This is a genomic window from Coleofasciculus sp. B1-GNL1-01, from assembly GCF_040220235.1.
Taxonomy (GTDB): domain Bacteria; phylum Cyanobacteriota; class Cyanobacteriia; order Cyanobacteriales; family Coleofasciculaceae; genus Coleofasciculus.
This window is the reverse complement of record NZ_JAVJTO010000051.1, coordinates 191538-217268: the sequence shown is the minus strand read 5'-3', so window position 1 is coordinate 217268 and position 25731 is coordinate 191538. Positions and strand designations below refer to the sequence as shown.

The following is a 25731-nucleotide window of genomic DNA, read 5'->3' as shown; positions in this document are numbered from 1 at the left end:
TCAATTTCAGGGAAAAATAAGGAAATCAGCTTTTGACACTCCCACCGCTCTCCCACCGCTAAACATTTAATGCTATAGCGGTGAACAAGTTTTTTTTACAAGGCGCGGTTTATATCACCGCTCTCATGGAGTGTAGTGATATCAGTATGACATACGTGACATCCTCTGAGTAGGGGTTCAATGCCCCAAAGTTGGGGAGTCCATGTATCCCAACACTGACCTCACGGGTACAGATCGGGACTTATAGCTCCCCAAACCCCTTGCCAGTTAAGTTAAAAAGAACCACGGTTATAGCCACCGCGATTCCCATTGCTTCGTTCCCGTGGTCTTGCTTTGTTAACCTTCATTGAGCGTCCCATCCATTCAGCACCATCAAGGGTTTCAATAGCACTGTCTTCGTTAGACTCAGACTCCATCTCCACAAAAGCGAACCCTCGTGGACGTCCGGTTTCACGATCTTTGGGTACACTCACACGAGTGACGTTACCGTATTCGGCAAAAACTTCCGTCAAATCCTCTTGAGTGACATCGTAGGACAAATTACCAACGTAAATAGACATAAGGCACTTCCTTTTTACTGAACCTGTAGCGAGTTACATCGGAGAAGTGCCTGCGGACAAAATCGAAATCGAAAAAATCGAAACAAGCTTACTCTACCGAAAATCAACCGTATATACCATAGCATCGATTGCAGGAGTTTGGCAAGGTATTATCAGGTTCAAATATTAGTTCAGCATTTTGCCCATAATTATAGTCAGGCAAGTCAATATTTATAGGATATGACAGAGCAAGACTTCGTCGTCATTGACACGGAGGGAAAACACGCACTCAGCGAGATTGCCGTCATCGATAGTCAGGGCAAGATCATCTATGAAGCCTTCACTGAAGATCATCCAAACAATACAGCCATTCGACTGAAGTGCAAGAGTCTACGCAACATCGTGAGCGAATTTGCCACCCTGGTTCAGAGAAAAAAACTCGTCTGCCACTATGCTGCACACGACAGCAAAGTGTTGCGAAACAGCTTTATTCAAGCCGGAGTCAGGTTGCCCTCGTTTTCCTTCGAGTGTAGTTGTGAACTGGCACGACGATGTTTCCCCAATCTACCTGAATACTCGCTGAGATACCTGAGCAAGCATTTCCTTCTTAAAGTTAAAAACAGACTATTCGACGCCAATTGCGCTCATACGGCACGCTACGATGCCGAGTTTACTTATCATCTCTACCGGAACCTCAAGGAACACCTGGCTATGTACGAACGCCTCCGGAACACCTACAACCCATTTAGCAGTAGCCGCGTAGACACACCGTTCCAAGATCACATCGACCTGCAAGCGGTTTACCATAGCGAGTATGAAATCCTTAAGTCCATCATCAATGACATCAAATGCGATTCAAACCAGCAAAGCAAAGGTGCGGTTGTCATTGGCGAAGCCGGAGCGGGTAAAACCCACCTGATGATGAGACTCGCCAAAGAACGGCTGAAAACCAACCGCCTACTCTTTATCCGCCAGCCCAATAATGCCAATGCCGTTGTTTATCATACCTACGCTCGCATTCTTGAATCCTTTGCCGAGGGCATTCCCGACACTCCGCACACCCAGTTAGAGCAACTGCTTGCCAATAGCTTTGTCAAAATTCTCAAATCCATCGATCAAGTCACCACAACCCAAAAGGGAACGCAAATCCTTTCAGCATTGGAGCAAGACAGCCTCAGTCTTTACAGCCGCATTGGTTCAGAGGGAACAAAACGGAACCGCGATTGGTGGCAGTACATTGAACGTCACATCATGGACTGGTGGACGAATCGTTACACGGCGGCTGGATATTCTGCGGCAATACTCCAAGGGATTCTCAAGTTTTGTCGCTACACGGATCGGCGCAAAAAAGATATGGTGCGGCGATGGCTAGCCGTCAATGAAATTCCCGACGAACAGGCAAAAGACATCGGATTGGAAAACTGGCACGATGACATAAGTAAAGAGGAATTCTCCCTGGAAGCGATCACCACTTTTGGCACACTCTCCACTCTCGATGAACCACTGATTATTATTTTTGATCAACTCGAAGGACTCAGTGATAAGCCTACCCTGCTCAAAAACTTTGGCAGCGCCGTCAAAGAAATTTTAACCCACGTTCCCAACAGCCTGATTATTCTCAACCTTTTTCCCGATCGCTGGGAGCAATTTCAGCAATTCTTCGATGGCTCCGTTGTTGATCGTGTATCTCAGTACAAAGTACACCTGAATCGACCTAACAATGACAAGCTGCGTGATATCCTCAGTCTCAAAGCTCAATCTGTTGACCTTGACCTAAACCAGCTATTTGAGCGTAGTGAACTCGACGACATTCTTAGCCAAAACTCGATCCGTGCTGTTCTCAACCGTGCGGCTGCTTATTACCGCTACAAAGCTCAAAACATTCCTTTACCTTCGGCGCCTCTGGCTTCCTCAAAGCCAACGTCCTCCACGAGTCTCGAAACCCGACTGCACCGACTAGAGAACGAGGTTAACCAACTCAAGCAAGCGATCACAGGTATCACCACACCACTACAACCCCTCAGCGCCTTTCCTCAAGAGGCGATCGCTACCTCCGATGTCTCTACCGAACACCCCGTTGCGGATTACCTCCTCCAAAAGCAAAGAGAACTCGAACAAGACTACGATGCCTGTCCCCACATTATCAGCGATAGCGACGACTGGGGTAAACTTAACGAAATTGTCGCCGCCTTTGGGCTACTTCAGTCCATCGATATTGATCAACTGCGACTGGGCAAAAAAGTCCTTCCCGAACACTTACAGCTCAGAATTGGCGATCGCACGTTTGTGATTGGCTTTCTCAACATCAGTAGCTCTTCCTTTTTTCACCGCATCGCCAACTTCAATCAGCTTGTTCTCAGCCATCCTAAAACACAGTTTCGCCTCATCCGCGATGCTAGAGAACCCCAAATTATGGGCAAAAAAAGCCAAGAGGAAATTGGCAAGCTTAGCCACAGCCCAAACGGACTATTTGCCATCATGGACAAAACCGATCGGATTAACTTTGAGCTTGCCTATAACCTGATTGTCGATATTCACAATCGCGATGTAGATGCAGACATGGTAACAGCTTTGCACGTTCTTTCTGAACAGCTTGATACCTATTGGTTGACTACTATTATGTCCGGGTGAATACTTACCGGACTTGGGATCATTTACCTTCCTGTTGAGCGACTTGCTGCTTCACCTGACTCACACTATCTGGATTTAGGGAAATCGAATCAATTCCCGCTTCCACTAAAAATGCGGCAAACTCGGGATGATCGCTGGGTGCTTGTCCACAAATCCCCACCTTGCGATCGCACTGATGCGCGGTTTGAATCAGCCGCCGGATTGTTTTCTTAAGCGCCAGATTGCGTTCGTCAAACAGATGAGATAGATCGCCAGAATCCCGATCCACCCCCAACATTAACTGGGTGAGGTCATTACTGCCAATGGAGAAGCCATCAAAGCGTTCAGAGAACTCTTCCGCTAACTCCACATTAGAGGGAATTTCGCACATTACATAGACTTCTAACCCATTTTCCCCCCGCTTGAGTCCATTTTCAGCCAAGACGTGGAGAACCTTATCCGCCTCATCTAGGGTGCGACAGAAGGGAATCATGATAATCACATTATTAAAGCCAATTTCTTCCCGTACCCGTTTCAGGGCGCGACATTCCAAAGCAAACCCTTCCCGGTAGCGATCGCTATAATACCGAGATGCACCCCGAAACCCTAACATGGGGTTGGCTTCCTCTGGCTCAAATTGTTGACCGCCAATCAAGTCAGCATACTCATTCGTCTTAAAATCACTCATCCGCACAATCACTGGATTCGGATATTGGGCGGCGGCGATTTTGGCAATTCCTCTGGCTAAATTATCGACAAAATACTCGGTCTTATCCTCATACCCCTGAGTCAATTTTTGAATCTGCTGGCGTGCATCTTCATCCTCTAACTCATCCAAATGAATCAACGCCATCGGATGAATTTTAATCACATTATTAATAATAAACTCCATCCGTGCCAAGCCAATCCCTTCACAGGGTAATCGCCACCAGCGAAATGCTGCATCAGGACTGGCAATATTCATCATAATTTGGGTTTTGGTTTTGGGGATTTCTTCCAAGTTGAGTTCGGATTCCTCATACTCCAATATCCCTTGATAAATTAAACCGCGATCGCCTTCAGCACAGGAAATCGTAATCTCTTGACCATCCTCTAACGTACTCGTTGCATCACCCGTTCCTACAATAGCGGCAATGCCTAACTCCCGACTGACAATGGCGGCGTGACAGGTGCGTCCCCCATGATCGGTGACAATCCCGGCGGCTTTTTTCATAATTGGTACCCAATCGGGGTCAGTCATTCCGGTGACTAGGATGGAATTTTCTTTAAATTTATCAATCTCTTCGGCGCTTTTAATTCGGCATACTTTACCCGCCGCGATCGCATCCCCAATACTGAGTCCAGAAATAATTTCTTTCCCCTTTTCCTTGAGGCTATAGGTTTTTAATGATCCGGCTTCTTTTTGAGATTGAACCGTTTCCGGACGCGCTTGCACGATAAACAAGTCGCCTGTATCCCCATCCTTTGCCCATTCCATATCCATGGGTTTTTGATAATGGGATTCAATCGCACTTGCCCATTGACCTAGTTGTAAAATTTCCTCATCACTTAAGACAAAGGAATTACGCTCTTGGGACGACGTATCTATATTTTGCGTCGTCTCGCTTCCCCCTTTGGCGTAGATCATTTTCTTCTCTTTCGCGCCCTGTTTTTTTTCAATAATTGGCTGGAGATTGGCGTCCTCTAATAAAGGTTTAAACACCCGATATTCATCCGGCGTGACTGAACCCTGTACCACGTTTTCACCCAATCCCCACGCCGCATTAATCACAACTACATCGGGAAAGCCTGTTTCGGTATCTAAGGAAAACATCACCCCAGCACTAGCTTTATCCGATCGCACCATCTTCTGCACCCCCACTGACAGTGCTACCTTCAGATGGTCAAAGCCTTGCGCCTGTCGATAACTAATCGCGCGATCGGTAAATAATGAAGCATAACATTTACGACAGGCTTCGAGTAATTCTTCATAGCCAGTAACATTCAGAAAGGTTTCCTGCTGACCCGCAAAACTGGCTTCCGGTAAATCCTCAGCCGTCGCGCTACTTCTCGCCGCGATATCGACATCTTGGGTATCATAACGTTGACTAAGTTGGTCGTAAGCCTCGCGAATTTCCCTGGCAATGTCTTCGGGAAATTCAGCATAATGAAATAGCTTACGGATTGATTTCCCGACTTTTTCTAGAGGGGTTTTATCACTGTCTAATTCTGATAAATGCGACTTGATTTTTTCATTAAGCTGATTAGAGTCAAGGAATTTACGGTAAGCCTCAGCCGTAGTCGCAAAGCCATCCGGGACGCGAACGCCTTCATCTTTTAGGCTACGAATCATTTCACCTAATGAAGCATTCTTTCCGCCAACTCTTGATACATCATCAGAGGTAAGATTTTCAAACCAACGAATGTACTGATTATTGTTGCTTGTCATAATTACCGTTAACCGCAAATAAAACTATAAAATAGGACGAATTCTTTTTTCTCCCCTCTCCCGTGCCATAAAAGCGAAGCATCCTTAGTCCTCCCTCCTCGCAGGGGGGAACGAGGGGGGTTGGGAGAGGGGCTGGGGGTGAGGGCTGACTTGTGTAAGGAAAGTGCTACAAAGACAAACCAAGCTCAATTGTTAATTGCTGAGATTAAGTAGGTTGGTGGAAATGAACTCAACCCTGTTAATTTATGTCAACACCTCTCAACCCCTTACAAATGACGAATGACGAATGACAATCCCTACCGTTAACTTTAATTGTCCCCACCTACTTAACTAGCCGTTTGCTGAGTTTTTGATTCCTTAATCATGCGAACCGCTTCTTTAATCATCTGAGAAGCATATCCCCATTCATTGTCATACCAACTCATAACTTTAACCAAGTCACCATCAACGACTTGGGTCATAGTTAAATCAACAATAGAAGCGTGAGGATCTTGAACGATATCCGATGAAACAATCGGGTCTTCAGAAACCGCTAAAATGTCTTGATAGCGTTCGCTTCCGGCTTCTTCTTTGAAGATACTGTTAATTTCGTCAACGCTAGTTGATTTGTCGGTGACGAAAATAATATCAGAAATAGAACCAACAGGAATCGGTGCCCGTACCGCTACCCCATCAAACTTATTTTGATATTGGGGAAGAACTTGGGTTGTCGCCACAGCCGCCCCGGTTGTGGTGGGAACTAAATTAGCCGCTGCTGTTCTACCGCGTCGAAATTTCTTACTCGGTCCATCAACAATTGCTTGGGTAGACGTATAAGCATGAATGGTTGTCATCATGGCTTTTTTAATCCCGATTCGGCGTCCCATGACTTCAACAACGGGAGTAATGCAATTGGTGGTGCAGCTAGCACAGGATACAATTTGATCCGATTCATTCGGCTGATTAACGCCATGTACGATGGTTGTAATTCCCTCGCTTTTAGCTGGTGCAGAAAGAATCACCCGCTTAGCACCTGCTTGGATATGTTTTTCTAAATCATGTTTTTTCGTAAAGATCCCTGTACATTCCAAGACAATATCGACACCTAAATCACTCCAAGGGAGTTGGACGGGGTCTTTTTCACTTAAGATTTGATAGGATTTGCCATCGATAACTAGACTATCCTTGGTACTGTCTACATTTTTATTATATTTTCCGTAGACTGTATCGTATTTGAGCAGATAAGCCAGATTATCGGGTGGGACTAAATCGTTAATCGCAACGACTTCTAATTCGGGATTGTCAAGAGCAATCTTAAAAACAGCCCGACCAATTCTCCCGAAACCATTAATAGCTATCTTTGTCATGATTAAATCTCCTGTTATTTTCGGTTATGTTATGAAGAGAATAGGTTTATCTGATGAATTAAGGATGTTCGGGAGCCTATTTGGGCTGGGTTGAGGTACTTTACCCACCTTCCTTGAGAGAGCCTGTTGGGTTTCGCGATCGCTCTATCCAACCGACTCGAACGTGATGGCTTGCTTGTACGCTCCATACTCCCGACAAGCGCCAGCAACCTGTCACCCTTAACTTTAGATGGGCAAAAAGCTAATTCTCGTCTGTCTGTAGGAAGAAATAATCAAGCTATACCCCTCAGACTTTTACTAGATGACACTCTCCGGAAAATTCCACAAGTAGCAGAAGGCAGAAGGCTGCAAGGAAAAGTACCCCAGGGATAAAGGGGGTAACTTCATCGGATTTTGTATCATTCCTTATTTTCGACAGATGAAGGAAATGGTAATCTAGATAGTGGCTACAATCTCACTTTCTTACCCCAGCGATCTCTCACGCTTGGGTTTTCCTGAGTCAGCCGATTGGTGAACTACAGCGACTTACTTGGTTGAGGTTACGGAGATAATCGCGATTGAGTTTTGAGAAATGTTATCTGCCAGGGTGCGGAAGCGTTTTTCACTCTCTTTGAGTGCCTCTTCTGCTTGTTTGCGATCGCTAATGTCAGCCAAGGCATCGGGAAAGGTAATCGCATTGCCGTTTGCGTCGTATTCTACCCGTCCCCGGGCAATGACCCATCGCTGTTTTCCGTCAGCATCGCCGACGCGGTACTTAGCCCCATAGTCTTCTCCCGTGGCGATCGCCTGTTCAATTTCAGCGGTGACTTGAGGGCGATCTTCAGGCTCAATGGCGTTGAGAAATTGATCGAGTGGCAATCCTGTCGCCACCTGCTCTGAGTCAACACCGAACAGGTGCGCGAAGGGTCTACCGATAAATTCGGATCATTATCTTTACAATTTTTGACATAAATGTAAAGTTTTAATGATATCTATTGAGCATTATGAAAGTTAAGTAACCCAAGGTATATAAAAAAGATTGGGCAACATCTCAATCTTTATTTTTTTGAAAAATCTGTGACATTAATCACAGCTAAACGCTTAGAAAATCACAAAGATTCTCCGACTTTATCACACTAAATGGTGAGAACAATCACTATCTTTTATGGATTCAATTACAATAATTTCCCGAAAAATGGGAGATGATTTAGGTGTAAGGTGATTGATTAGTTAGATTGATTGCGTTGAGAGCAAACGGGGAACTAACCATGAGAGTATTTGCCAATTATACGATCAGCGAAGGAGATATAGAACTTCTGTTAAAAGACACAGATAACAATGGGGACGTATCCTTCGAGGAATGGGATGCAGATGTCTTATCCCAAGACTGGGATGCGGATGCTTTTATCGACGAATGGGATGCAGATTATCCAGTACATGATAACAATAGGGACATCTGGTTTAATGACTGGAAGGAGTTTGAAACAAACTTAGACGACATACTAATTCACTGTCGCGAATGGGAACTGTAAGCTATCCCTAAAATTCATCAACAGCTTTCCATTTATTTTTGTCTCTGACCTTGCCCAGTTTCCTGGGCATCATTCTGAACTCAATACTTACAAAGTAACAGCTTTTTGTCGTTAATTTTTCTCATTTCCGTTAATCTCAATAAACCGACTTTCATGTTACAGATTAGGGCGGGTTGGGCAAACGTGTTAGAGATTGTTTAACATCGTTGAGTGCCTCTCACCCGCCCCGATAAACTCCTAAATACTTGTCCTCCATGGAGGATAACCATGTAGAGACAAAGACTCGCCTCTGGACGTTGGAGAATTCTTTCCCTATTTTATAAGCGGATAGGGTTCAAAAAATCGCCGCTTACCTATGGCTAAAGTGGAGTTCCCACCTTATAGGTTTCTCCTTGTACAGTTACCAAGTCGCCTGCAACTAATTTACGTCCGCGTCGAGTTTCAATGATGCCATTAACGGTAACATCACCATCTTGAATCATCAGTTTGGCTTCGCCACCTGTGGACGCGACACCTACCCACTTGAGGAACTGATCTAACTTAATAGTTTGGATTGGGTTGGTCATGCCAAGATAGACAAATCGCTGATCTGGAGTCAGATTAGGTAGTTGCAGATTTATCAGTTTCCGCCTCAGATTCTGATTCAACCTGATCGGACTTGACAAAGTTTAGCGAGGCAGAATTTAGACAGTAACGCTGACCCGTTGGTTCTGGTCCATCATCAAATACATGACCTAAGTGAGCATCACAAGCAGCACAGAGTACCTCAGTGCGACGCATCCACAAAGTATTATCGGCTTCATATTTGATGCTTTGTTCATCAATCGGTGCCCAAAAACTGGGCCAACCCGTGCCAGAATCATATTTGGTTTTGGAGGTGAACAAGTCATTGCCACAACAGACACATTTGTAGACTCCCGGCTGCTTATTGTCGTGATACTCCCCGGTATAGGCGCGTTCCGTTCCCTTCTGTCGGGCTACTTTATATTGTTCCGGGGTAAGCTGTTGTCTCCACTCCGCGTCACTCTTTTGTACTTTCTGAATCATGGTTTCAGCTATTTCTACACCTAATATGATAAAGTGATTCGTTGGCTTAGAGAAAAATTAGGGAGTTGTGAGTTCATAACCCACAACTCAAATCTCTACTTTTACTTTCCTACCGTCACCATCGTCCTTAAGAGCAAATGCGGCTAAAAGCGAGATGGCGGTGTAAAAGCGTTGATCAAACAGGGATGCGGTTAGGAAGGCAAATTATTGCTCGCATAAGCATCCATCTTGTAAGCTGGCGTGCGATCGCTGTAATTTGTTTTAGTACCCGTGATCGACTCGGCTAGCTGCTCAAAGGATTCAGAACGCCAGTTGCGCTCATGGATTGGCTTTCTCTGTTCGCCTCGGAAGTAAGCCTGAGTCCCTAATACAGCAACGGCGACCCAACCGACGACAAACAATGAAACTAGGATAACCATGGGGCTAATCATAATCGTTCTCCTTTGTTGAGCTATTTTGTAAATTTATGTTATTCACAATGTAACGAATTATTACAAAAAGCATCTGTGACTTGACTCTGATCCAGGAGTGATGATAATCACTATCCCCAACCCATTTTTTGATCGCGGTGAATGAATTAACAACAGAAGTCTTAGTTGTCGGCGGTGGTACAGGTGGCACAAGTGCAGCCATCCAAGCGGCACGTCGAGGCGTCAAAACAATTCTAGTCAGCGAGTTTTCCTGGCTAGGAGGAATGCTAACGACAGCCGGTGTCTGTGCGCCCGATGGCAATGAATTAGCCGCGTGGCAAACGGGGTTATGGGGCGCGTTTTTGCGAGAACTCCAACAGCGACAGCCCGGAGGACTGGATAATGGGTGGGTGAGTTTGTTTACCTACCACCCTAGAATTGGCGCTCAAATCTTTACAGATTGGGTGCAAGCATTACCCAACCTCAAGTGGATTGCAGGACAAACGCCGTTAGCGGTATTAAAAGCAGGGGATTGTGTCACGGGAGTGCAATTTGCTGATGTTGTAATTCACGCCAAAGTCACCCTAGACGCCACGGAATTGGGAGATGTACTGGAATTAGCCGAGATTCCTTATCGCTGGGGTTGGGAGTTGCGATCGCGCTTTGGTGAACCGAGTGCGCCTATTTCTGGCAATGACTTGACTCAACGCTATCCCGTTCAAGCACCAACCTGGGTCGTCATCCTCAAAGATTTTGGCACCGATACAGCGCCGGAAATTCCGCCCCCACCTGAATACAAACCAGAACAGTTTATCGGCGCGTGGGAGGGTTATGGGGTGGAATCCTTTCTCAATTACGGACGCTTACCTGGAGGACTGTTTATGCTGAACTGGCCCCAATCTGGCAATGATTATGGTGAGGGGGTGGGGCGCTTAGTGGAATCGGATGCATCCCGACAGCAGTTTCTCCAGGAAGCCCATTGGCATAGTCAAGGTTTTGCCTATTTTATTCAATCTCAACTGGGACGGCGTTATGGGTTAGCTGATGATATGTTCCCGGATGCGTCCCTCGGTGGTGGGGCTTACGCCCTACATCCTTACTATCGAGAAAGTCGGCGTCTGGTGGGGCTGGTAACGTTGCGAGAACAAGATATTTTACCGATACCGGGGGGTCAAGTTGCACCTTTACCCATCGATGAGTCAGGCGATTTTACTGGAATTGCGGTGGGAAATTATGCCAATGACCATCATTATCCCGGTTTCACCTTTCCCTTAGCCCCAAAATCCATCCGTTGGGGAGGGCGCTGGACGGGAACACCGTTTACGATTCCTTATGGTTGCCTTGTACCTGTGTCAATGAATGGTTTGTTAGTATGTGATAAAAATATTTCTGTCTCTCATATTGCCAATGGTTCAACGCGGTTGCAGCCTGTAGTGATGAATCTCGGTCAAGCCGCAGGAATGGCGGCGGCGTTGTCTGTGGAACTGGGTTGTCAACCGAGGGAGTTAGCTGTCCGGCGTATTCAAGAGGCGTTGTTGGGCGATACTATTGCCCCGGCTGTCATGATTCCCTTATTTAACCAATCCCTTGATGATCCCGATTGGCGGTATTGGCAACATTATTACTTGGATCATCCAGACGAGTATCCCAGTTCGGGCGTAGTTGATGAGCAGGGGGAGCAGGGGAAGCAGGGAGAGCAGGGGAAGCAGGGGAAGCAGGGGAAGCAGGGAGAGCAGGGGAAGCAGGGGAAGCAGGGGAAGCAGGGAGAGCAGGGGGAGCAGGGGGAGAATTTCCCCAATCACCAATCACTAACTAATTCCCAATCCCATGGCTTACTCTATTTCACTGGCATATTCCAACGTCGTGCTGACCAAGATTACACAATTACCCTGAGCGAACCTGAAAATCTTATCGGTCAAATTTGGATGTTGATTACGGTACAACCTGATGTTAATCAGCAACTCCAACATTATCCTCATCAGCAACAGCTACAAGGGTGGGGACGTTTTAATCCGGCGGGAAACTGGTTGCTGGTGAACTGTTTACGATGATCAGGGATTAGTCTGCTCCTGTTGCCCTAAAAAGGGCGGGTTTAGTTAGAACAATTTGAAGATAAACACGCTAGTCTACCATTAAACTTCACATAATCCACATTAACTCTGGCGGGAATTTTTCCTGAACCATGAGTAAAGAGTCCGTAACAGGGACTAGAAACCCTGACACGGACATCTGCTATGCGCTTTTACACTTCTGTTACTTTAGTGAGCCTGCTTACGCTCTCATTTGCTGTCCATGCTCATGATAGTCGCGATCGCTCGGTCTCACTTTTTCAGTCTACTCCTGCCCACTCGCTATTGTCTTTAGTGAAAACTGGAGATGCGGGTCCTCAAGGTCCTGAGACCAATCGCGGTGGACAACGGCGTTTCTTCACCTCCCAAGACACCCTCGCGCCCCAGATTTGTCACCGGGGTAGTGGACGGCGCGAATTTACTTGGGCATAGGTAGTTAGTGCCATTTGATATAATATATACTTTCCTGGAAGAATTATCCCCCCTAGTTGTGACCCATCCAGGGGGTCTTCCAGTTAATGGTATCTCCTGGGTTGTTTATCTTCCGTCGTCTATAATCTAAGGAGAATTTAGACTTTAATATTAGGGTGCTTTAAATTGTTAAGCGCATGTTTTGCTGTTTAAGTTGGACTCGCTGGTTTAGGTGAAGCCGTGGGTTCGTCATTACCTTTTATTCTGTTGTACCCATGCGATGTGACCGCTCCCTAAAATGACTAATCATCTCGATCTGATCAAGAGCCTTAGCCCCAGCGCCATGGATCAGATTATGATATATCTGGCTTTCAGCGCAATGAGAACCAGTGGACACCGACATGGGGCATTTCTAGATGCGGCGGCAACGGCTGCTAAATGTGCGATTTACACGACCTATTTGGAACAGAGTGAAAATATCCGGATGACCGGACATTTACACCATATTGAGCCAAAACGGGTCAAGGTTATTGTTGAAGAAGTTCGACAGGCATTAACGGAAGGAAAACTGCTGAAAATGCTGGGATCTCAAGAACCCCGCTATTTGATCCAGTTTCCTTACGTGTGGATGGATCAGTATCCCTGGCAACCTGGGCGATCGCGGATTTCTGGCACTAGCCTGCACAAGGAAGAAAAACGAATTCTCGAAGAAAAACTGCCGGATCATCTCCCAGATGCCCAGGTGGTGAGTTCCTTACAGTTCATGGAACTGATTGAGTTTCTGCACAGTCGTTCCCAGGAAGATTTACCCCCGGAACGGCGGGCATCTCTTTCAGAAGCCATGGCGGAGCATATCAAAAGGCGTTTGCTGTACTCCGGAACCGTGACGCGCATTGATTGTCCTTGGGGTTTACCTTATTATGCTCTGACCAGTGCCTCGTATTCGCCCGTAGATGGCAAAGAACGTACCTACACGATGGTGGAGGATACAGCGCAGTACTTCCGGTTGATGAAAGAGTGGGCAGAACGTCAGGACGGTGTGATGCGGGTGTTGGAGGAATTGGATATTCCACCGGAAAATGTTGATCAAGCCATGGCAGAACTGGATGAGATTATTCGCGCTTGGGCGGATAAATATCATCGCGATGATGGTAAAGCGATGGTTTTACAAATGGTGTTTGGTCGGCAAATAGAATAGTTATTTGTCAGTGGTTATTGGTCATTGATTTGTCCTTAGTTGTTTGACTGAGGACTTTTCTTTGAGGTTATGTCTGGCTAAAGAGCCATCATTTCTTTTTACCTTGCCACTTTTTTCCTTCCCTTGTGCCTTCTGGCTTCTGCTATAAACTATCCGGCTAGCCCCATGATACTGTGCCAGATGACGACAAACAGGATAGCCGCGATCGCACCAATTAACGTATTGATAAAATTCACGACTTCGTTGGTCATCCATTCGACCTGAGATTGCCAAGTGGCACCAATCACACTTTCTAGGTTAGTGGCAATAAAGGCAGCTAATACACAAAAATAGACACCTGTCAAGTCTATAAAGCCAACGCCCCAACCCAGAACCGCGATCGCAGCCGAGGCGACAGCCCCCGCCAGAGTTCCTTCTAAGCTAACTGCACCTTCGGTTCCGGGGGATACAGGTTGTAAGGTGGTGATTAAAAACGTGCGCTTACCGTAAGCTTTACCCACCTCACTGGCGGTCGTATCAGAAAGCTTAGTGGCAAAACTAGCGACGAACCCCAGTAGGAGAAAACTGCGATAGGGTTCATCCAGGAAAAGAACGCCCACCGCGCAAAGCGTACCTGTTAGGGCGGAACCCCATACATTTTCGGGTCCTCTAGCGCCTGAACGCTTTTCCGCGATCCCCGCCGCTTCTTTTTGTGCCATACCGATACGGGTAACCGCAGAACCGACGAGGAAATAAACCATAACAATCAGATACCCTTGCCAGCCTAACGTCCCCAAAATTACAATTCCCAAAGCCCAGGCGTGGAGAACTCCAGCGCGGGTGAGGAGTTGCTTGGGGATCACCCAGGCGATCGCTAATAATACTGTATTTAAGAGGACGGCAATAAGCCAAGGGTTGAGAGAATTGAAGGTTGCAAGCATTTACTAAGTGTTGAGTTTGATTGTGTAGGGGCGGGTTTAGGGACTTGGCGCAAGCTATTGATGATAACCTTTGTTCAAAACCCGCCCTGACCGAGTTTTGATTGTGTAGGGGCGGGTTTAGGGATTTGGCGCCAGCTATTGATGATAACCTTTGTTCCAAACCCGCCCTGACCCCACCGAAATCGCGAGGGGCTACGGGTTCAATCGTAGCGTAGCGCAGATAACCCGTAGGGGGATAGCGAGAAATGCCATCGGTCGAGCCCCGAAATATTTCTAACCATTGTCCCTATAGGTGGTATAATCTAGTGATGAAACAAGTTCTAACTATAGTTGTAAAGCTTCAACCTACGCCTGAACAAGCTGCCAAAATCGGGGCAACTCTTCAGGCGTTTGCTGCTGCCTGTAACTATGTTAATGAACACACAGATCCAAAACTGACTAATAAAATAGCTATTCAGTCCTTGACTTATCACACGATTAAAAGTGAGTTTGGTCTTGTGGCGAATATGGCGGTTAGGGCTTGTGCGCGAGTCTCTGCTAACCGGAAGGTGTCCAAGCAAAAGGGTAAGCCCGTTAAGAGCTTCGCCCCGACTAGCATGGACTGCGATAAAGACTTGTTTCGACTTCGTGAGCAAGATTGGACTGTAAGTCTTGCGACTATTCACGGCAGGGAACGCACCATCCTAAATGTGGGTAACTACCAGAGAGGTAAACTCAAGGGAAGAAGACCAACATCAGCTCAGTTGTGCAAACATCGTGATGGTTTGTTCTATCTGCACATCCAGATTAAGGATGACGCGCCTGACCCGTCAGACACCGATAAGGTTATTGGTATCGATTTAGGACGGCGTGACATTGCCGTAACCTCCGAAGGTCAAAAGTGGGACGGCGCAGGTATTCAACGAGTTCGCGATAAGTTTTCTCAGGTTAGAGCATCTCTCCAGAAAAAAGCCCCGAAAGGCACAAGGACAACTCGGCGTAGATGCCGGGAAATCTTGAAACGGCTGTCGGGGAGGGAGAGGCGCTATCAACAATGGCTCAATCACGGCATCTCTAAGGCAGTGGTCAAAAAAGCAGTCGAGTTAAGTGCCTCGATTGCTATAGAAGATCTCATGGGAATCAGGAAAAGAACTAATGAGCAGCCTAGAAGCAAGACTGAGCGCAGACGCTCTAATAGTTGGGCGTTTTACCAATTGCGTCAGTTCATTGAGTATAAAGCTTTAGGTGCTGGTGTTCGGGTTATTCCTGTTCCCCCAGCCTATACTTCACAACAATGCCATAAATGCTTACACATTCATCCAATAAAAGGAAAGTCCTACCGTAGCGGTAAGACTTTTAAGTGTGGGCATTGCGAATGGCAGGGGGATGCCGATTTCAATGGAGCTAACAACATCGCACTTGTGGGGCTGTCTATAAACCAGCCTGGAGGCACGGGGTTGTCATGTAGGTTAAACAGAACGATTGAATATGTTCAGCTTAGCCTGTTTGATTACTTCAGGGCTACTGAAAACCCAGACTTCAACGATAGCAAGTCTGGGTAGTTTATCATGGCGTATCTTAAGGGTTAAGAGGACGTTGCCGGGTGTATCGTAGGCGACAGTTTCGGGTATGCGATCGATGAATAACCGTTTAGGGTGATTATAGGATTAGGCAGAACTTCAAGTAGTAGCGATGAATCCCATTCTCTTCCATTTGGCATTTCCCGTTAGCGATATTGAGCAAACCAAAGACTATTATGGTAGAGGACTCGGCTGTGACATTGGGCGAGAAACCCGTCAAGCGGTCATTTTAAACCTCTATGGGCATCAACTGGTAGCCCATCTCACTGATGAACCCTTAACGCCACAACGGGGAATTTATCCGCGTCACTTTGGCTTGATTTTTACCACTGAAGCTGATTGGCAAGCCTTATGCGATCGCGCCCAACAGCAGCAGCTTCAATTCTATCAGCAACCGAAGCGACGCTTTCCGGGTGATGTGACGGAACATCGCACCTTTTTCTTACAAGACCCCTTTTATAATTTAATGGAGTTTAAATTTTATGCTCATCCAGAGGCAATTTTCGGCAGTCACGAGTTAGCGGCGATTGGCGATCGGTAATGTTTTGAGGTAACACCTATCATTAAAATAGGGCTAAAGCCCTTACTACGAACTACAAACCTAATTTGCCTTAATTTGATAAAAGGGTTCGGATAAAGCCGTAGCTACTGCTTGCATACTGTGAGGATTAATCACCATACAAGCATGGGCTAAAACAGGAATTTTCACATCTTGACCTACGGGCATTCGTGAACTATTACCCGGAATAATAATAAAATCCCAGGGTGTCCAAATTGAGGTAAAATTGAGGCGTTCTAACATCTGGACATCTCGGTTTAAATCCTCTAGCAAAGGATTTCCTGGGCGCATTTGCACGCAGGCGCGACGGTTCAATAGGTAGGCTAACCAGGTGCCGTGATGGGGGGCGGAAATGGTAATGTAACGCTGCACTCGGTTAATTCCACCTAATCGCTGCACATAATAGCGAGTGACGAGTCCTCCCATACTTAAACCGACTAAATCAATGGGTTGATTGAGGGGGAATGTTTGGTTGACAAAATTAGCTAATTGGGCTGCCATTTGGTCTAAACCCAATGTGGCGTTATTTGGTTTGAGGTCAAGGGTATAAACGGAAAAACCTTGTTTTTTGAGGTAGGGAGAGAGTTTGCGGAAAACTGATGAGGTGCGAAAAATACCGTGAACGAGAATAACTGGGTTTGTCATTGGTCATTGGTCATTAGTCATTTGTTAACCAATTTGTTTTGTGCATAATTTATAATTTAGATATAAGCATTATACCAAATCCGGGTTAGCTACCTCCCTTATAACCCAGTCCGCGCAGGCGGACTTTGTTTGTGTAGCTGCGATTTCAATCGCCTTGGCTGAGATGTTGGGTTTCCTACGTCAACCCAACCTACGGCTTCTGCCTTCTGGGATAGCGATACACTAAACGATAGTGAAAAAAGCAGGAGGGAAAACGTGGACGTTAAAGCAGCCGTCGCCTACGAAGCCGGGAAACCGTTAACCATTGAAACCGTTCAGCTAGAGGGACCCAAAGCTGGGGAGGTACTGGTCGAAATTAAAGCAACAGGGATTTGTCATACCGACGCCTATACCCTCTCTGGTAAAGACCCAGAAGGACTATTTCCTGCTATCTTAGGACATGAAGGTGCTGGTGTAGTCGTCGAGGTTGGAGACGGGGTAAAAAGCGTTAAACCGGGCGATCATGTGATTCCGCTCTACACACCCGAATGTCGGAACTGTGAGTATTGCTTAAGTTTCAAAACCAATCTCTGTCAGGCGATTCGGGCAACTCAGGGACGAGGTGTCATGCCCGATGGCACAAGTCGGTTCTCTAGTAGTGGCAAAATGCTGCATCACTACATGGGAACCTCTACCTTTGCCAACTATACCGTATTACCAGAAATTGCCGTGGCGAAAATTCGCGAAGATGCGCCTTTTGAGAAGGTTTGTTATATTGGCTGCGGCGTAACCACGGGAATTGGTGCGGTGATTAATACCGCCAAAGTTGAAGCCGGTTCCAGAGTTGTGGTATTTGGACTCGGTGGGATTGGCTTAAATGTGATCCAAGGGGCGCGAATGGTAGGCGCAAGTCAAATTGTTGGCGTTGATATTAATCCAGATAAACGGGAATTGGCAGAAAAATTTGGCATGACGGATTTTGTCAATCCCCGTGAAATCGAGGGAGAGTTAGTTCCTTATTTGGTGGAGTTAACTAAAGGTGGAGCCGATTATAGTTTTGAGTGCATTGGTAATGTCAATGTGATGCGCCAAGCCTTGGAATGTTGTCATAAAGGATGGGGCGTGAGTGTAATTATTGGAGTAGCTGCCGCCGGACAAGAAATTAGTACTCGTCCCTTTCAGTTAGTAACTGGACGGGTTTGGAAAGGAACGGCTTTTGGTGGCGCAAAGGGACGCACCGATGTTCCGAAAATTGTGGATTGGTATATGGAAGGTAAGATTAATATTGATGATTTAATTACCCATGTCATGCCCTTGGAAAAAATAAATGAGGGGTTTGATTTAATGCACCAAGGGGAATCCATTCGCAGCGTGGTTACATTTTAAGGCAGAGCGTAAAAACCCACTATTTTAGGGGCTGCTGAATAAGTGGTGAGGTGAGGGGGAGATGGGGAAGCTGGGGAAGCTGGGGAAGCTGGGGGAGCAAGGGTACATTGTCCCTGAGCAAGATGATGCCATACTTATGAACGATGCTACATTCGTCGGGAGCATCCCAATTTGGCACGTTGGCTCTTTGAATGGGGCTGAAACCCTTGCAATTGCGTTACTTGAGGTAATGCTTTGTCCAAAACGGGATGCTCCCCATTCGTCTGCATCAACTCACCACTTCCGTCGCCAGTTAAAAAAGCTTTCCAGTAGATTTTGTAATATCTTATTATCCTCTAACCGTTGACGTTGCCACTCCTGCGCTGTTTTATAAAGAATCTCTGACATTGTAGGCGAAGCTTGCGGCATTTTAGCCAGTGAACCCACTTTAATTTTATGGCGAATTAGTAGCGCGATCGCACCAATCAATTCATCAGCATTTGCTCCCACGATTAATCCACCTAAAATTGTCCCATTCCGACGCAGCACCAGTTTGCAAAATCCCGTCGTTTCACCCAGAATCTGCGCCTTATCCAAAGTTTTGAAATACTGTCGCACCACCCAAACATTCTTACCATAACGCCGTCTGGCTTGCGCTTCCGTTAACCCCACCCGTGCTAAGGTTGGATCAGTAAAAATTGCCCAAGGAATGCCCTGATAATCCACAGTCCATCGTGGAAAAAATAAAGCATTTTTGATCGCAATACTGGCTTCGTATTCGGCAATATGATCAAATTGATAACCGCCAATCACATCACCACAAGCATAGATTCGAGGATTAGTGGTTTGCAGTTTTGGATTGAGTTTCAACCCCTTTCGGAAAAACTTGACCCCAACCCCGGCTAAATTTAACGATTCAATATTAGGCGTTTGACCCGTCGCCAACAAAATTTCATCGGTTTCAATTGCTCGATTTCCCACTTGCACCCATTTTTTCCCCTCAATCCACTTTATCTGAGTCACCGGACTTTGAGTCAAAACACGAATTCCTTCGGCTTCTAATTGCGCTTGCACCAGACGCGACGCCTCTGCGTCTTCTTGGGGAAAAATAAGAGCCTCACTCACCGCCAGTGTCACCTGGCAATCCAGCCTCGCTAATGTTTGAGCGAGTTCGATCGCATTGGGAGTGCTACCAACAACTAACCAATTTTTCTGTAACTGAAATGGAATAGTTTCTTCTAGGTTCTTCGGTTTTCCTTGAGGACTAGGTTTGGTTACTTTATCGGTTTCTTGAGGAACGGTATCAGTCAAATTTGCACCGATAACTTTGCCTTTAGACGTGTCTACATACTTCCAGATATCTCTAGGGGTACAGTAACGGATTGTCTCTAGCCCATCAATATCAGGAATTTCTGGGCAAGATCCCGTTGCAATCAGATACGCCCTGGCTCGCAAGCGTCGGTTATTGACAACAAAGCCTAGGTGAGGCAAGCGACAAAATTCTCCATTGCCAGAAATTATATCTACACCGAAAGATGCCAAAATTGCTGGAGAAGTCGCTTCAGAACAGGTAGAAACCACCATCTCTGCCCATTCCATTGCGTCAGGAATTTCTACAGTAGGAAAGTGGGCGGTTGACTCAAGAGGACTCAGATACGTTCTAATATCCTCTTTCTCTGCTTCCCCAACCTGCCATGGCTCGTCTCTACATACTTCCCCTGATTGTTTAACTAACTGTTTTTCTAACTCAGCCGTATCGGGAATTGAGTAATTTATAGCCGAATCAATTCCAAATTTAGGTGCTTTCCGTACTTGCTGAAGAACTCGCCCCACCTGCATCAATGCCTGATTATAAAGTGCTTCTTGACCTAACCAGTTACTCTGAAGGTTTTCTGGTTCAATCAAGGCAACACGAGCCTTTAAGTAAGTCGCAGCCAAGGCAGCATAAGCACCCGCCCTGCTATTACCAATTACAATAAGGTCATAATCTTTTGTCATTTTTCATTTGTCATATCATTTCCGCTTGTCTCCCCAATTCTATAAAATTTTCACACCAATACTCCCAATTCCTCTGCGTCCCTCTACGCTAACCTCTGCGTACCTCTGCATTTAAAAAATAATTCCGATTCATAATTCCTAATTTATAACAGCGTTTAAAGCATCTAATAAACGTTGATTATCCGCTTGGGTACGAATAGCGACTCGAAAATAACCATCGCCTAATTCCGGAAAGCTCAAGCAATCCCGAATTAGAATACGATGGTGCTTGAGTAGGTGTTCCTGCAGTTGGGAACAGGAGTGTTCTGACTGTACCAGTAGAAAGTTAGCCGCGCTGGGATAGGGATGTAACCCTGGTAACGATGATAACCCTTGAAACAGATACGATCGCGCGGCGGGTAGCCAGTCCCAAGTTTGGTGTTGAAATTCCTGATCCTGCACCACCGCAATCGCAGCCGCCTCAGCCAGGACATTTACCGACCAAGGATCACGCCACTGTTGCCAGCGTTGTAGCCGTTCAGGATGAGCGATCGCATAACCTAAACGGAGTCCAGGAAGGCTGTAGAATTTAGTTAGCGATCGCAAAATGACCAGATTGGGATAATCCTGAACCCACCGAATCAGGCTTTGCTGCTGATCCGGTGGCAAAAAGTCCATAAAGGCTTCATCCACAACCACCAAAGCAAATTGTTCCAAATAAGGCAGCAGGCTGGCTTTATCCCATAATTGACCTGTCGGATTATGCGGGTTATTCAGCAGCAAACCCTGACGTTTGCCAGGAACAAGCGGCAATGTAGGGGCGGGTTTAGGGATTTTGTTTTGGCTATTGATGATAACCTTTGGGCAAAACCCGCCCTGACTGAGTGTTGAGACAACTCCCCCATCTTCCCCATCTCCCTCATCTTCCCCAAATAAAAGACACGCCCTGATTCTGGCATTAAACGCCCTCAGCGCCCGTTGGTAGTCGCTAAAGGCGGGAGTCAAAATAATCGTTTCCTCCAGTTCTGAGAGTTCCCTGGCTGCCCAGGTTAACAACTCAGCCGAGCCATTCCCCGGTAGAATCCAGTCAGGGTTCACAGTGGGATGGAGTTGACTCAGAGCTACTCGTAACGGGTAGTAATCTGGTGCAGGGTAAGCAACTAAGTCATCTAGATGAGACTCAATCGCCGCGATCGCAGATTTTGGCGGTCCCAAAGGATTGATACTCGCCGAAAAATCCAGAATCAGGGAAGGGGAACAACCTACCTGCGCCGCAGCCCAGGCTAGATTTCCCCCGTGAATGGGTCGTTTCAAGGATCACGTCTCCTCAAAATCCGTCCGTAGAGACGTAGCATGCTACGTCTCTACATTGTCTGTTATCTTCACCAATCAGGCTTGACTCACACCCTTACTTGGGAGGGGCAACTTTTTCCTTAAACAGCTTTCCAGCAGAAAACGCCGGAACCTTCGTCGCCGGGATTTCCATCTTATCGCCAGTTTTTGGGTTGCGTCCCTCACGGGCTTTGCGTTCCCGCGATTCAAAGGAACCGAAGCCAACTAAGGTGACTTTATCGCCCTCAGAGACAGCTTCCATAATTGATTCCAATGCCGCAGTTAACACCGCATCCGCCTGTTTTTTTGTCACAGCAGCTTTTTCCGCCACTTTATCCACTAATTCGCCCTTGTTCATCATAAATCTCCTTATTTCTGCGTGAATCAAAGGTCAACGCTTACTCTAACCCATTAGTCTAGAGTTCAGTATTTGACCCCCAGAACCAGGGATTTCCGGGAAAAATGCCTGAAATACCCACCGGCTCGAAGTTTCACTGCATTATTCTAATGGCTGATTGCCAGATATGGAACGTTGAAACCTTTAAATTATGTAGATTTCGGGATTTTTGAGTATAAATACCGACTATATTTTTTAATATTCCGCTAAACTTGCCGGAAAAACGGACATTAGATCCCCGACTTCCGTAGGGGCGCACGCTCCGTCATTGGTGTCAACTTAAGCGCCAAAAGCAGGGGAAGCTGGGGAAACAGGGGGAGTAATGTAGAGACGTGCCATGGCGCGTCTGGGAGCAGGGGGAGCAGAGACACCCTCGCTGAAAATTAGGATTGGCAAGGGTTGTGGCTTAAGTTGACACGCATGGGCGGGAAACGTTCCCTCCCCTTGGTAAGGGGAGGGTTAGGGAGGGGTTGTGTCAAAATATTGCGTTCTGGCAAGAGCTTAAGCTGACACCAATGGGCACTGCCGTGTCCCTATAGCTGAACCGATAGTCTAGAAACCACCCCTCGTGGGAAACCCTCGACGCTGTAACACTTCCTGAGCCTCTCGCCCTGGTGTGTAGTTGTAGCCAAAGGCATTACGTTCTGAGTCATCCAAAATCTGGGGAGTCACTAACACAATTACCTCTTGCCTCTGATTCTGCCGTTCTGTACTTCTAAACAGAGCACCTATAATCGGCAAATCACCCAAAATAGGCACTTTTCTTACAGTTGTGCGGTCTGATTCCTGGATAATACCAGACAGTATTAGAGTTTGCCCATCTCGTAGGCGAATTTGTCCAGAGGTCAGTTCCCGCGTATTCAATAGGGCTATTTGGTTCGTATCATCTCCAATTGAAAGGTCTTGAACACTGCCAATGGAAGTTACTTCCGGATTAATGGCTAAAGTGACAAAACCATTATCATCAATCCTATCTACGACTAATTCAAGGATTAAACCGGCTTCCCGGATCTCTGCCGTTACAGTTCTAGTAGTAAGACCATCTGCTGATTCCGTCTCACTACTAATATTACCGACAACCTCTTGAGTTAGATTAACTGTAGCTGTTTGTCCTTCTTGGACAACGATGGTTGGGTCTGTCAATATTTTCGCGTTACCACTCGTAATTTGAGCTTGTAATTCCCCCAGGAACTCGGTTGGAAACTGGAACAGGGATGGTAAAGATGTTGTAATTGTTCCCGTTGTACCTTGTGATGCAGTTCTGGTTATGTTCCCTTCAGCATCCACGTTTACAGTAATAATGTTGTCCGTTGCCGGGGTAATCGATATAATGCCTGCTTCCAGAGGGTTAGTTAAATTGACAAAAGGATTGGGAAAAGCTCCAGCACCTCGCCCTTCTATTCTTCGGACACCACCAGGACCAACTTCTATCGTTCCTGGTACAGTTCCCGGCACAAATATGGGGTTGTTTGGATCAACGAAAACATTGGCATCTTCAAAGGGGTTGGGAATAATCGGTGGAGAGACAGTACTTCCTGTCACCTGTGGTTGGCTTGGCGGTCTAAAGTCACCGTAATTAAAGACAGCTGCACCCTGATCAACTGCGAAAAAGCCATCATCAATACCGAAGGAGAAGCTCGTGTTGAACGCATCAGTTCCCAAGAGGTTGATATCAACAATCTTGACATTAATGGCTACCTGACGCCGCCGCAAATCTAGCTGAGTCAACAAAGCTGAGGCAATTTCAACTTGGCGCGGTTCCCCAATCAAGGTGATGGAATTTAGGCGTTCATCTGTCGCTACTCCTAGACCAGTGAGTAATAAAGGTCCGTCTCCTTCCTCTGCCTTTAGTGGTCTAATCTCTGTTGTTGTTTCTTCAATCCTGCGGCGATCTGCACCCTCTCCTTCAGTCGTAATGGTTGTCCTCGTTACAATCCTTTGAGTTTCAGCCCCTTGTGCCCCTAGGAATGCTGAAGCGTCAGCAACGTTAACCTGATTTAAACGAAGGGTACGGCTAATAATATTGCGAGCTGCATCAGGTAGGTTAGCACCAACGAATATAGTACGTCCCCGACGGTTTGCCTGGAGTCCAGAGAGTTGGAGGACGTAGTTAAACACATCTTGAACGGGTTCATTTTCCAAATCCAAGGAAATTGTTTCCTGGGCTGCCGCTTCTGCTTCTGCCTGACCATCCTCTCCTCCAGCAAAGGCAAGGTTCAATCCAGCAGAACGCGCTAAGAGTGCCAAGACTTCTCGCACAGGGGCTTCTCGTAAGGAGAGGCGGGGGACTACCGCCGCTGTTCCTAGGTCAATCTCGCTGGCGGCGGCATTCAGATTAGAAACCGCGATATCCCCCACAGGTGGCGCAACCGCCCTGGGTAAAAAGGGAGGTGCAGGGGCTACAGGTTGTACCGTACCAGCAGGTGCACTAGGAACCCCATCGATAGTAATTTGAGGATCGGGAACTAATACCTCAGGTGAGGGGGCGGGAACGACGGGAGTAGGTTGAGCTTGGTTGGGTTCAGGAGAGTCCGGTGTCGGGGTTTGGGCAACGACTGGGGGTGAATTGAAACGTTGGGATTGAGATCGGGAAGTGGCGGGAGATGAGAACTCTGAAGTGGAGCGAGTTGTCCCTGGATTGGGTAAATTTGCAGCGGTTGAGACTGATTCCCTCGGTGGCGGAGTAACCGGAATGGAACTGTTCTGTTGATTTTCTAGTGTTGGATTAAGATTGAAATTCGCTGGAGTGGTAATCTCAGATTGAGCGGCAATATTACTCGAAGCGGCGTTAATTGTTTCTGTTCCCTGCATTCCTGCACTTCTGCTTCCTAGCTGAGGAATACTGACATTTCCTCTACTCCTAGCGCTATTCGGTTTAGTGGATGAGGAGGGTAGCGTTGGTGGAGTAATTGACGCTGACTCCCCAGAAGGCGAGGAAATCGGAATCGAAACGGCGGCTTGATTGCTGGGAGCAGGATTAATTCCTAGAGTAATTGCCTGAGATTCTTGCTGGAGAATTTGACCCTGAGGTGAATTTTCATTCCCACTCACCGTTACCCGAATGCTGTTGGGTTCGATTTGACTCACCGTAACAGCGGTAATACCAGCCATAGGGTTGTCTTGACGAAAGCTGTTGCCTTCGGGCAAATTCAACCGAACATTGACAATATCCGCCACCCAATCCTTACCCCGGTTCACCGGGAAAACTTGGGGGCGCTGATCCCCAGCTTGGGTTTCTAGAATCAGCTCTAAACTACTACCTCTGGGATTGAGCCGAACATCGGTAACTTGAGCCGTCGCCGCCCAGACGGGTTGGGTTATCGATAGAGAGACGGCAGTCGCGATCGCGATTCCACTGAACAGTTGCTCCTGTCTCACAATTCACTCCTCACTTATGACCTCTAAACCACCTTAATCATAATTATGCTG

General features: G+C 46.7%; 21 protein-coding genes. 8 read left to right on the top strand and 13 right to left on the bottom strand.

The genetic code is table 11. The features are described 5' to 3' along the window. Positions 1-272 precede the first annotated feature (272 nt). Positions 273-560, bottom strand: coding sequence for an RNA recognition motif domain-containing protein (locus RID53_RS13185; RefSeq protein WP_446388525.1), 288 nt, complete (start codon positions 558-560; stop codon positions 273-275). Between the two features lie 219 nt (positions 561-779). Between RID53_RS13185 and RID53_RS13180 the strand changes: the two genes are divergently transcribed. Then, the gene (locus RID53_RS13180; protein ID WP_446388524.1) at positions 780-3170 is read left to right on the top strand and encodes an exonuclease domain-containing protein; all 2391 of its coding nucleotides are present in this window, start codon (positions 780-782) and stop codon (positions 3168-3170) included. Positions 3171-3189: 19 nt separating this feature from the next. On the opposite strand, the gene ppsA is transcribed toward RID53_RS13180, so the two are convergent. The 3 genes from ppsA to RID53_RS13165 all read right to left on the bottom strand — a co-directional run bounded on the left by ppsA (position 3190) and on the right by RID53_RS13165 (position 7817). Continuing rightward, the gene (gene ppsA, locus RID53_RS13175; RefSeq protein WP_446388523.1) at positions 3190-5577 is read right to left on the bottom strand and encodes a phosphoenolpyruvate synthase; all 2388 of its coding nucleotides are present in this window, start codon (positions 5575-5577) and stop codon (positions 3190-3192) included. 326 nt (positions 5578-5903) lie between these two features. Continuing rightward, positions 5904-6923, bottom strand: coding sequence for a type I glyceraldehyde-3-phosphate dehydrogenase (gap, locus tag RID53_RS13170; protein WP_446388522.1), 1020 nt, complete (start codon positions 6921-6923; stop codon positions 5904-5906). A gap of 525 nt (positions 6924-7448) precedes the next feature. Beyond that, positions 7449-7817, bottom strand: coding sequence for a PAS domain-containing protein (locus RID53_RS13165; protein WP_446388540.1), 369 nt, complete (start codon positions 7815-7817; stop codon positions 7449-7451). A gap of 353 nt (positions 7818-8170) precedes the next feature. Between RID53_RS13165 and RID53_RS13160 the strand changes: the two genes are divergently transcribed. Continuing rightward, entirely contained in the window at positions 8171-8434 is a 264-nt protein-coding gene (locus RID53_RS13160) for a hypothetical protein (protein WP_446388521.1), read from the top strand. Between the two features lie 359 nt (positions 8435-8793). On the opposite strand, the gene RID53_RS13155 is transcribed toward RID53_RS13160, so the two are convergent. The 3 genes from RID53_RS13155 to RID53_RS13145 form a co-directional block, all read right to left on the bottom strand. Continuing rightward, a complete protein-coding gene (locus RID53_RS13155; RefSeq protein ID WP_446388520.1) occupies positions 8794-9000 on the bottom strand; it encodes an RNA-binding S4 domain-containing protein in 207 nt (68 codons plus the stop codon). A gap of 34 nt (positions 9001-9034) precedes the next feature. After that, entirely contained in the window at positions 9035-9481 is a 447-nt protein-coding gene (msrB, locus tag RID53_RS13150) for a peptide-methionine (R)-S-oxide reductase MsrB (RefSeq protein WP_446388519.1), read from the bottom strand. 191 nt (positions 9482-9672) lie between these two features. After that, positions 9673-9900, bottom strand: coding sequence for a photosystem II protein, Psb35-related (locus tag RID53_RS13145; RefSeq protein ID WP_446388539.1), 228 nt, complete (start codon positions 9898-9900; stop codon positions 9673-9675). Positions 9901-10040: 140 nt separating this feature from the next. Here RID53_RS13145 and RID53_RS13140 point away from each other — a divergent pair, with 140 nt between their 5' ends. The 3 genes from RID53_RS13140 to hetR all read left to right on the top strand — a co-directional run bounded on the left by RID53_RS13140 (position 10041) and on the right by hetR (position 13569). Continuing rightward, positions 10041-11942, top strand: coding sequence for an FAD-dependent oxidoreductase (locus tag RID53_RS13140; protein ID WP_446388518.1), 1902 nt, complete (start codon positions 10041-10043; stop codon positions 11940-11942). A 183-nt stretch (positions 11943-12125) separates the two neighbouring features. Continuing rightward, positions 12126-12392: a heterocyst-inhibiting protein PatX gene (gene patX / locus RID53_RS13135; RefSeq protein ID WP_446388517.1), complete on the top strand. Its 267-nt coding sequence runs from the start codon at positions 12126-12128 to the stop codon at positions 12390-12392. A gap of 277 nt (positions 12393-12669) precedes the next feature. Then, entirely contained in the window at positions 12670-13569 is a 900-nt protein-coding gene (hetR, locus tag RID53_RS13130) for a heterocyst differentiation master regulator HetR (RefSeq protein ID WP_446388516.1), read from the top strand. 149 nt (positions 13570-13718) lie between these two features. Here the strand turns inward: hetR and RID53_RS13125 are convergent, their stop codons facing one another. Beyond that, entirely contained in the window at positions 13719-14489 is a 771-nt protein-coding gene (locus RID53_RS13125) for a TIGR00297 family protein (RefSeq protein WP_446388515.1), read from the bottom strand. 308 nt (positions 14490-14797) lie between these two features. On the opposite strand from RID53_RS13125, the gene RID53_RS13120 reads away from it, so the two are divergent. Both RID53_RS13120 and RID53_RS13115 read left to right on the top strand, forming a co-directional pair. Further along, positions 14798-16030: an RNA-guided endonuclease InsQ/TnpB family protein gene (locus RID53_RS13120; RefSeq protein WP_446388514.1), complete on the top strand. Its 1233-nt coding sequence runs from the start codon at positions 14798-14800 to the stop codon at positions 16028-16030. A 130-nt stretch (positions 16031-16160) separates the two neighbouring features. Beyond that, positions 16161-16589 carry a VOC family protein gene (locus tag RID53_RS13115; RefSeq protein ID WP_446388513.1) on the top strand — a complete coding sequence of 143 codons (429 nt, stop codon included), beginning with the start codon at positions 16161-16163 and terminating at the stop codon, positions 16587-16589. A 60-nt stretch (positions 16590-16649) separates the two neighbouring features. On the opposite strand, the gene RID53_RS13110 is transcribed toward RID53_RS13115, so the two are convergent. Then, the gene (locus RID53_RS13110; protein ID WP_446388512.1) at positions 16650-17252 is read right to left on the bottom strand and encodes an esterase/lipase family protein; all 603 of its coding nucleotides are present in this window, start codon (positions 17250-17252) and stop codon (positions 16650-16652) included. Between the two features lie 255 nt (positions 17253-17507). On the opposite strand from RID53_RS13110, the gene RID53_RS13105 reads away from it, so the two are divergent. Then, positions 17508-18617, top strand: coding sequence for an S-(hydroxymethyl)glutathione dehydrogenase/class III alcohol dehydrogenase (locus tag RID53_RS13105; protein WP_446388511.1), 1110 nt, complete (start codon positions 17508-17510; stop codon positions 18615-18617). Positions 18618-18890: 273 nt separating this feature from the next. Here RID53_RS13105 and RID53_RS13100 read toward each other — a convergent pair whose 3' ends face one another. From RID53_RS13100 to RID53_RS13085, 4 genes are all read right to left on the bottom strand, one after another. Next, on the bottom strand, positions 18891-20594 hold the full coding sequence (locus RID53_RS13100; RefSeq protein WP_446388510.1) for a dihydrolipoyl dehydrogenase family protein: 1704 nt from the start codon (positions 20592-20594) through the stop codon (positions 18891-18893). 138 nt (positions 20595-20732) lie between these two features. Beyond that, the gene (gene cobD / locus RID53_RS13095) at positions 20733-21887 is read right to left on the bottom strand and encodes a threonine-phosphate decarboxylase CobD (RefSeq protein WP_446388509.1); all 1155 of its coding nucleotides are present in this window, start codon (positions 21885-21887) and stop codon (positions 20733-20735) included. Positions 21888-21981: 94 nt separating this feature from the next. After that, positions 21982-22263, bottom strand: coding sequence for an HU family DNA-binding protein (locus RID53_RS13090; RefSeq protein WP_446335223.1), 282 nt, complete (start codon positions 22261-22263; stop codon positions 21982-21984). A 591-nt stretch (positions 22264-22854) separates the two neighbouring features. After that, a complete protein-coding gene (locus RID53_RS13085; RefSeq protein WP_446388508.1) occupies positions 22855-25680 on the bottom strand; it encodes an AMIN domain-containing protein in 2826 nt (941 codons plus the stop codon). Between the last annotated feature and the right edge of the window lie 51 nt (positions 25681-25731).

Coding starts and splice junctions, on each gene's coding strand:
- RID53_RS13185 (WP_446388525.1), bottom strand. CDS start 560: ATGTCTATTTACGTTGGTAATTTGTCCTACGATGTCACTCAAGAGGAT.
- RID53_RS13180 (WP_446388524.1), top strand. CDS start 780: ATGACAGAGCAAGACTTCGTCGTCATTGACACGGAGGGAAAACACGCA.
- ppsA (WP_446388523.1), bottom strand. CDS start 5,577: ATGACAAGCAACAATAATCAGTACATTCGTTGGTTTGAAAATCTTACC.
- gap (WP_446388522.1), bottom strand. CDS start 6,923: ATGACAAAGATAGCTATTAATGGTTTCGGGAGAATTGGTCGGGCTGTT.
- RID53_RS13160 (WP_446388521.1), top strand. CDS start 8,171: ATGAGAGTATTTGCCAATTATACGATCAGCGAAGGAGATATAGAACTT.
- RID53_RS13155 (WP_446388520.1), bottom strand. CDS start 9,000: ATGACCAACCCAATCCAAACTATTAAGTTAGATCAGTTCCTCAAGTGG.
- msrB (WP_446388519.1), bottom strand. CDS start 9,481: ATGATTCAGAAAGTACAAAAGAGTGACGCGGAGTGGAGACAACAGCTT.
- RID53_RS13145 (WP_446388539.1), bottom strand. CDS start 9,900: ATGGTTATCCTAGTTTCATTGTTTGTCGTCGGTTGGGTCGCCGTTGCT.
- patX (WP_446388517.1), top strand. CDS start 12,126: ATGCGCTTTTACACTTCTGTTACTTTAGTGAGCCTGCTTACGCTCTCA.
- hetR (WP_446388516.1), top strand. CDS start 12,670: ATGACTAATCATCTCGATCTGATCAAGAGCCTTAGCCCCAGCGCCATG.
- RID53_RS13125 (WP_446388515.1), bottom strand. CDS start 14,489: ATGCTTGCAACCTTCAATTCTCTCAACCCTTGGCTTATTGCCGTCCTC.
- RID53_RS13120 (WP_446388514.1), top strand. CDS start 14,798: ATGAAACAAGTTCTAACTATAGTTGTAAAGCTTCAACCTACGCCTGAA.
- RID53_RS13115 (WP_446388513.1), top strand. CDS start 16,161: ATGAATCCCATTCTCTTCCATTTGGCATTTCCCGTTAGCGATATTGAG.
- RID53_RS13110 (WP_446388512.1), bottom strand. CDS start 17,252: ATGACAAACCCAGTTATTCTCGTTCACGGTATTTTTCGCACCTCATCA.
- RID53_RS13100 (WP_446388510.1), bottom strand. CDS start 20,594: ATGACAAAAGATTATGACCTTATTGTAATTGGTAATAGCAGGGCGGGT.
- RID53_RS13090 (WP_446335223.1), bottom strand. CDS start 22,263: ATGAACAAGGGCGAATTAGTGGATAAAGTGGCGGAAAAAGCTGCTGTG.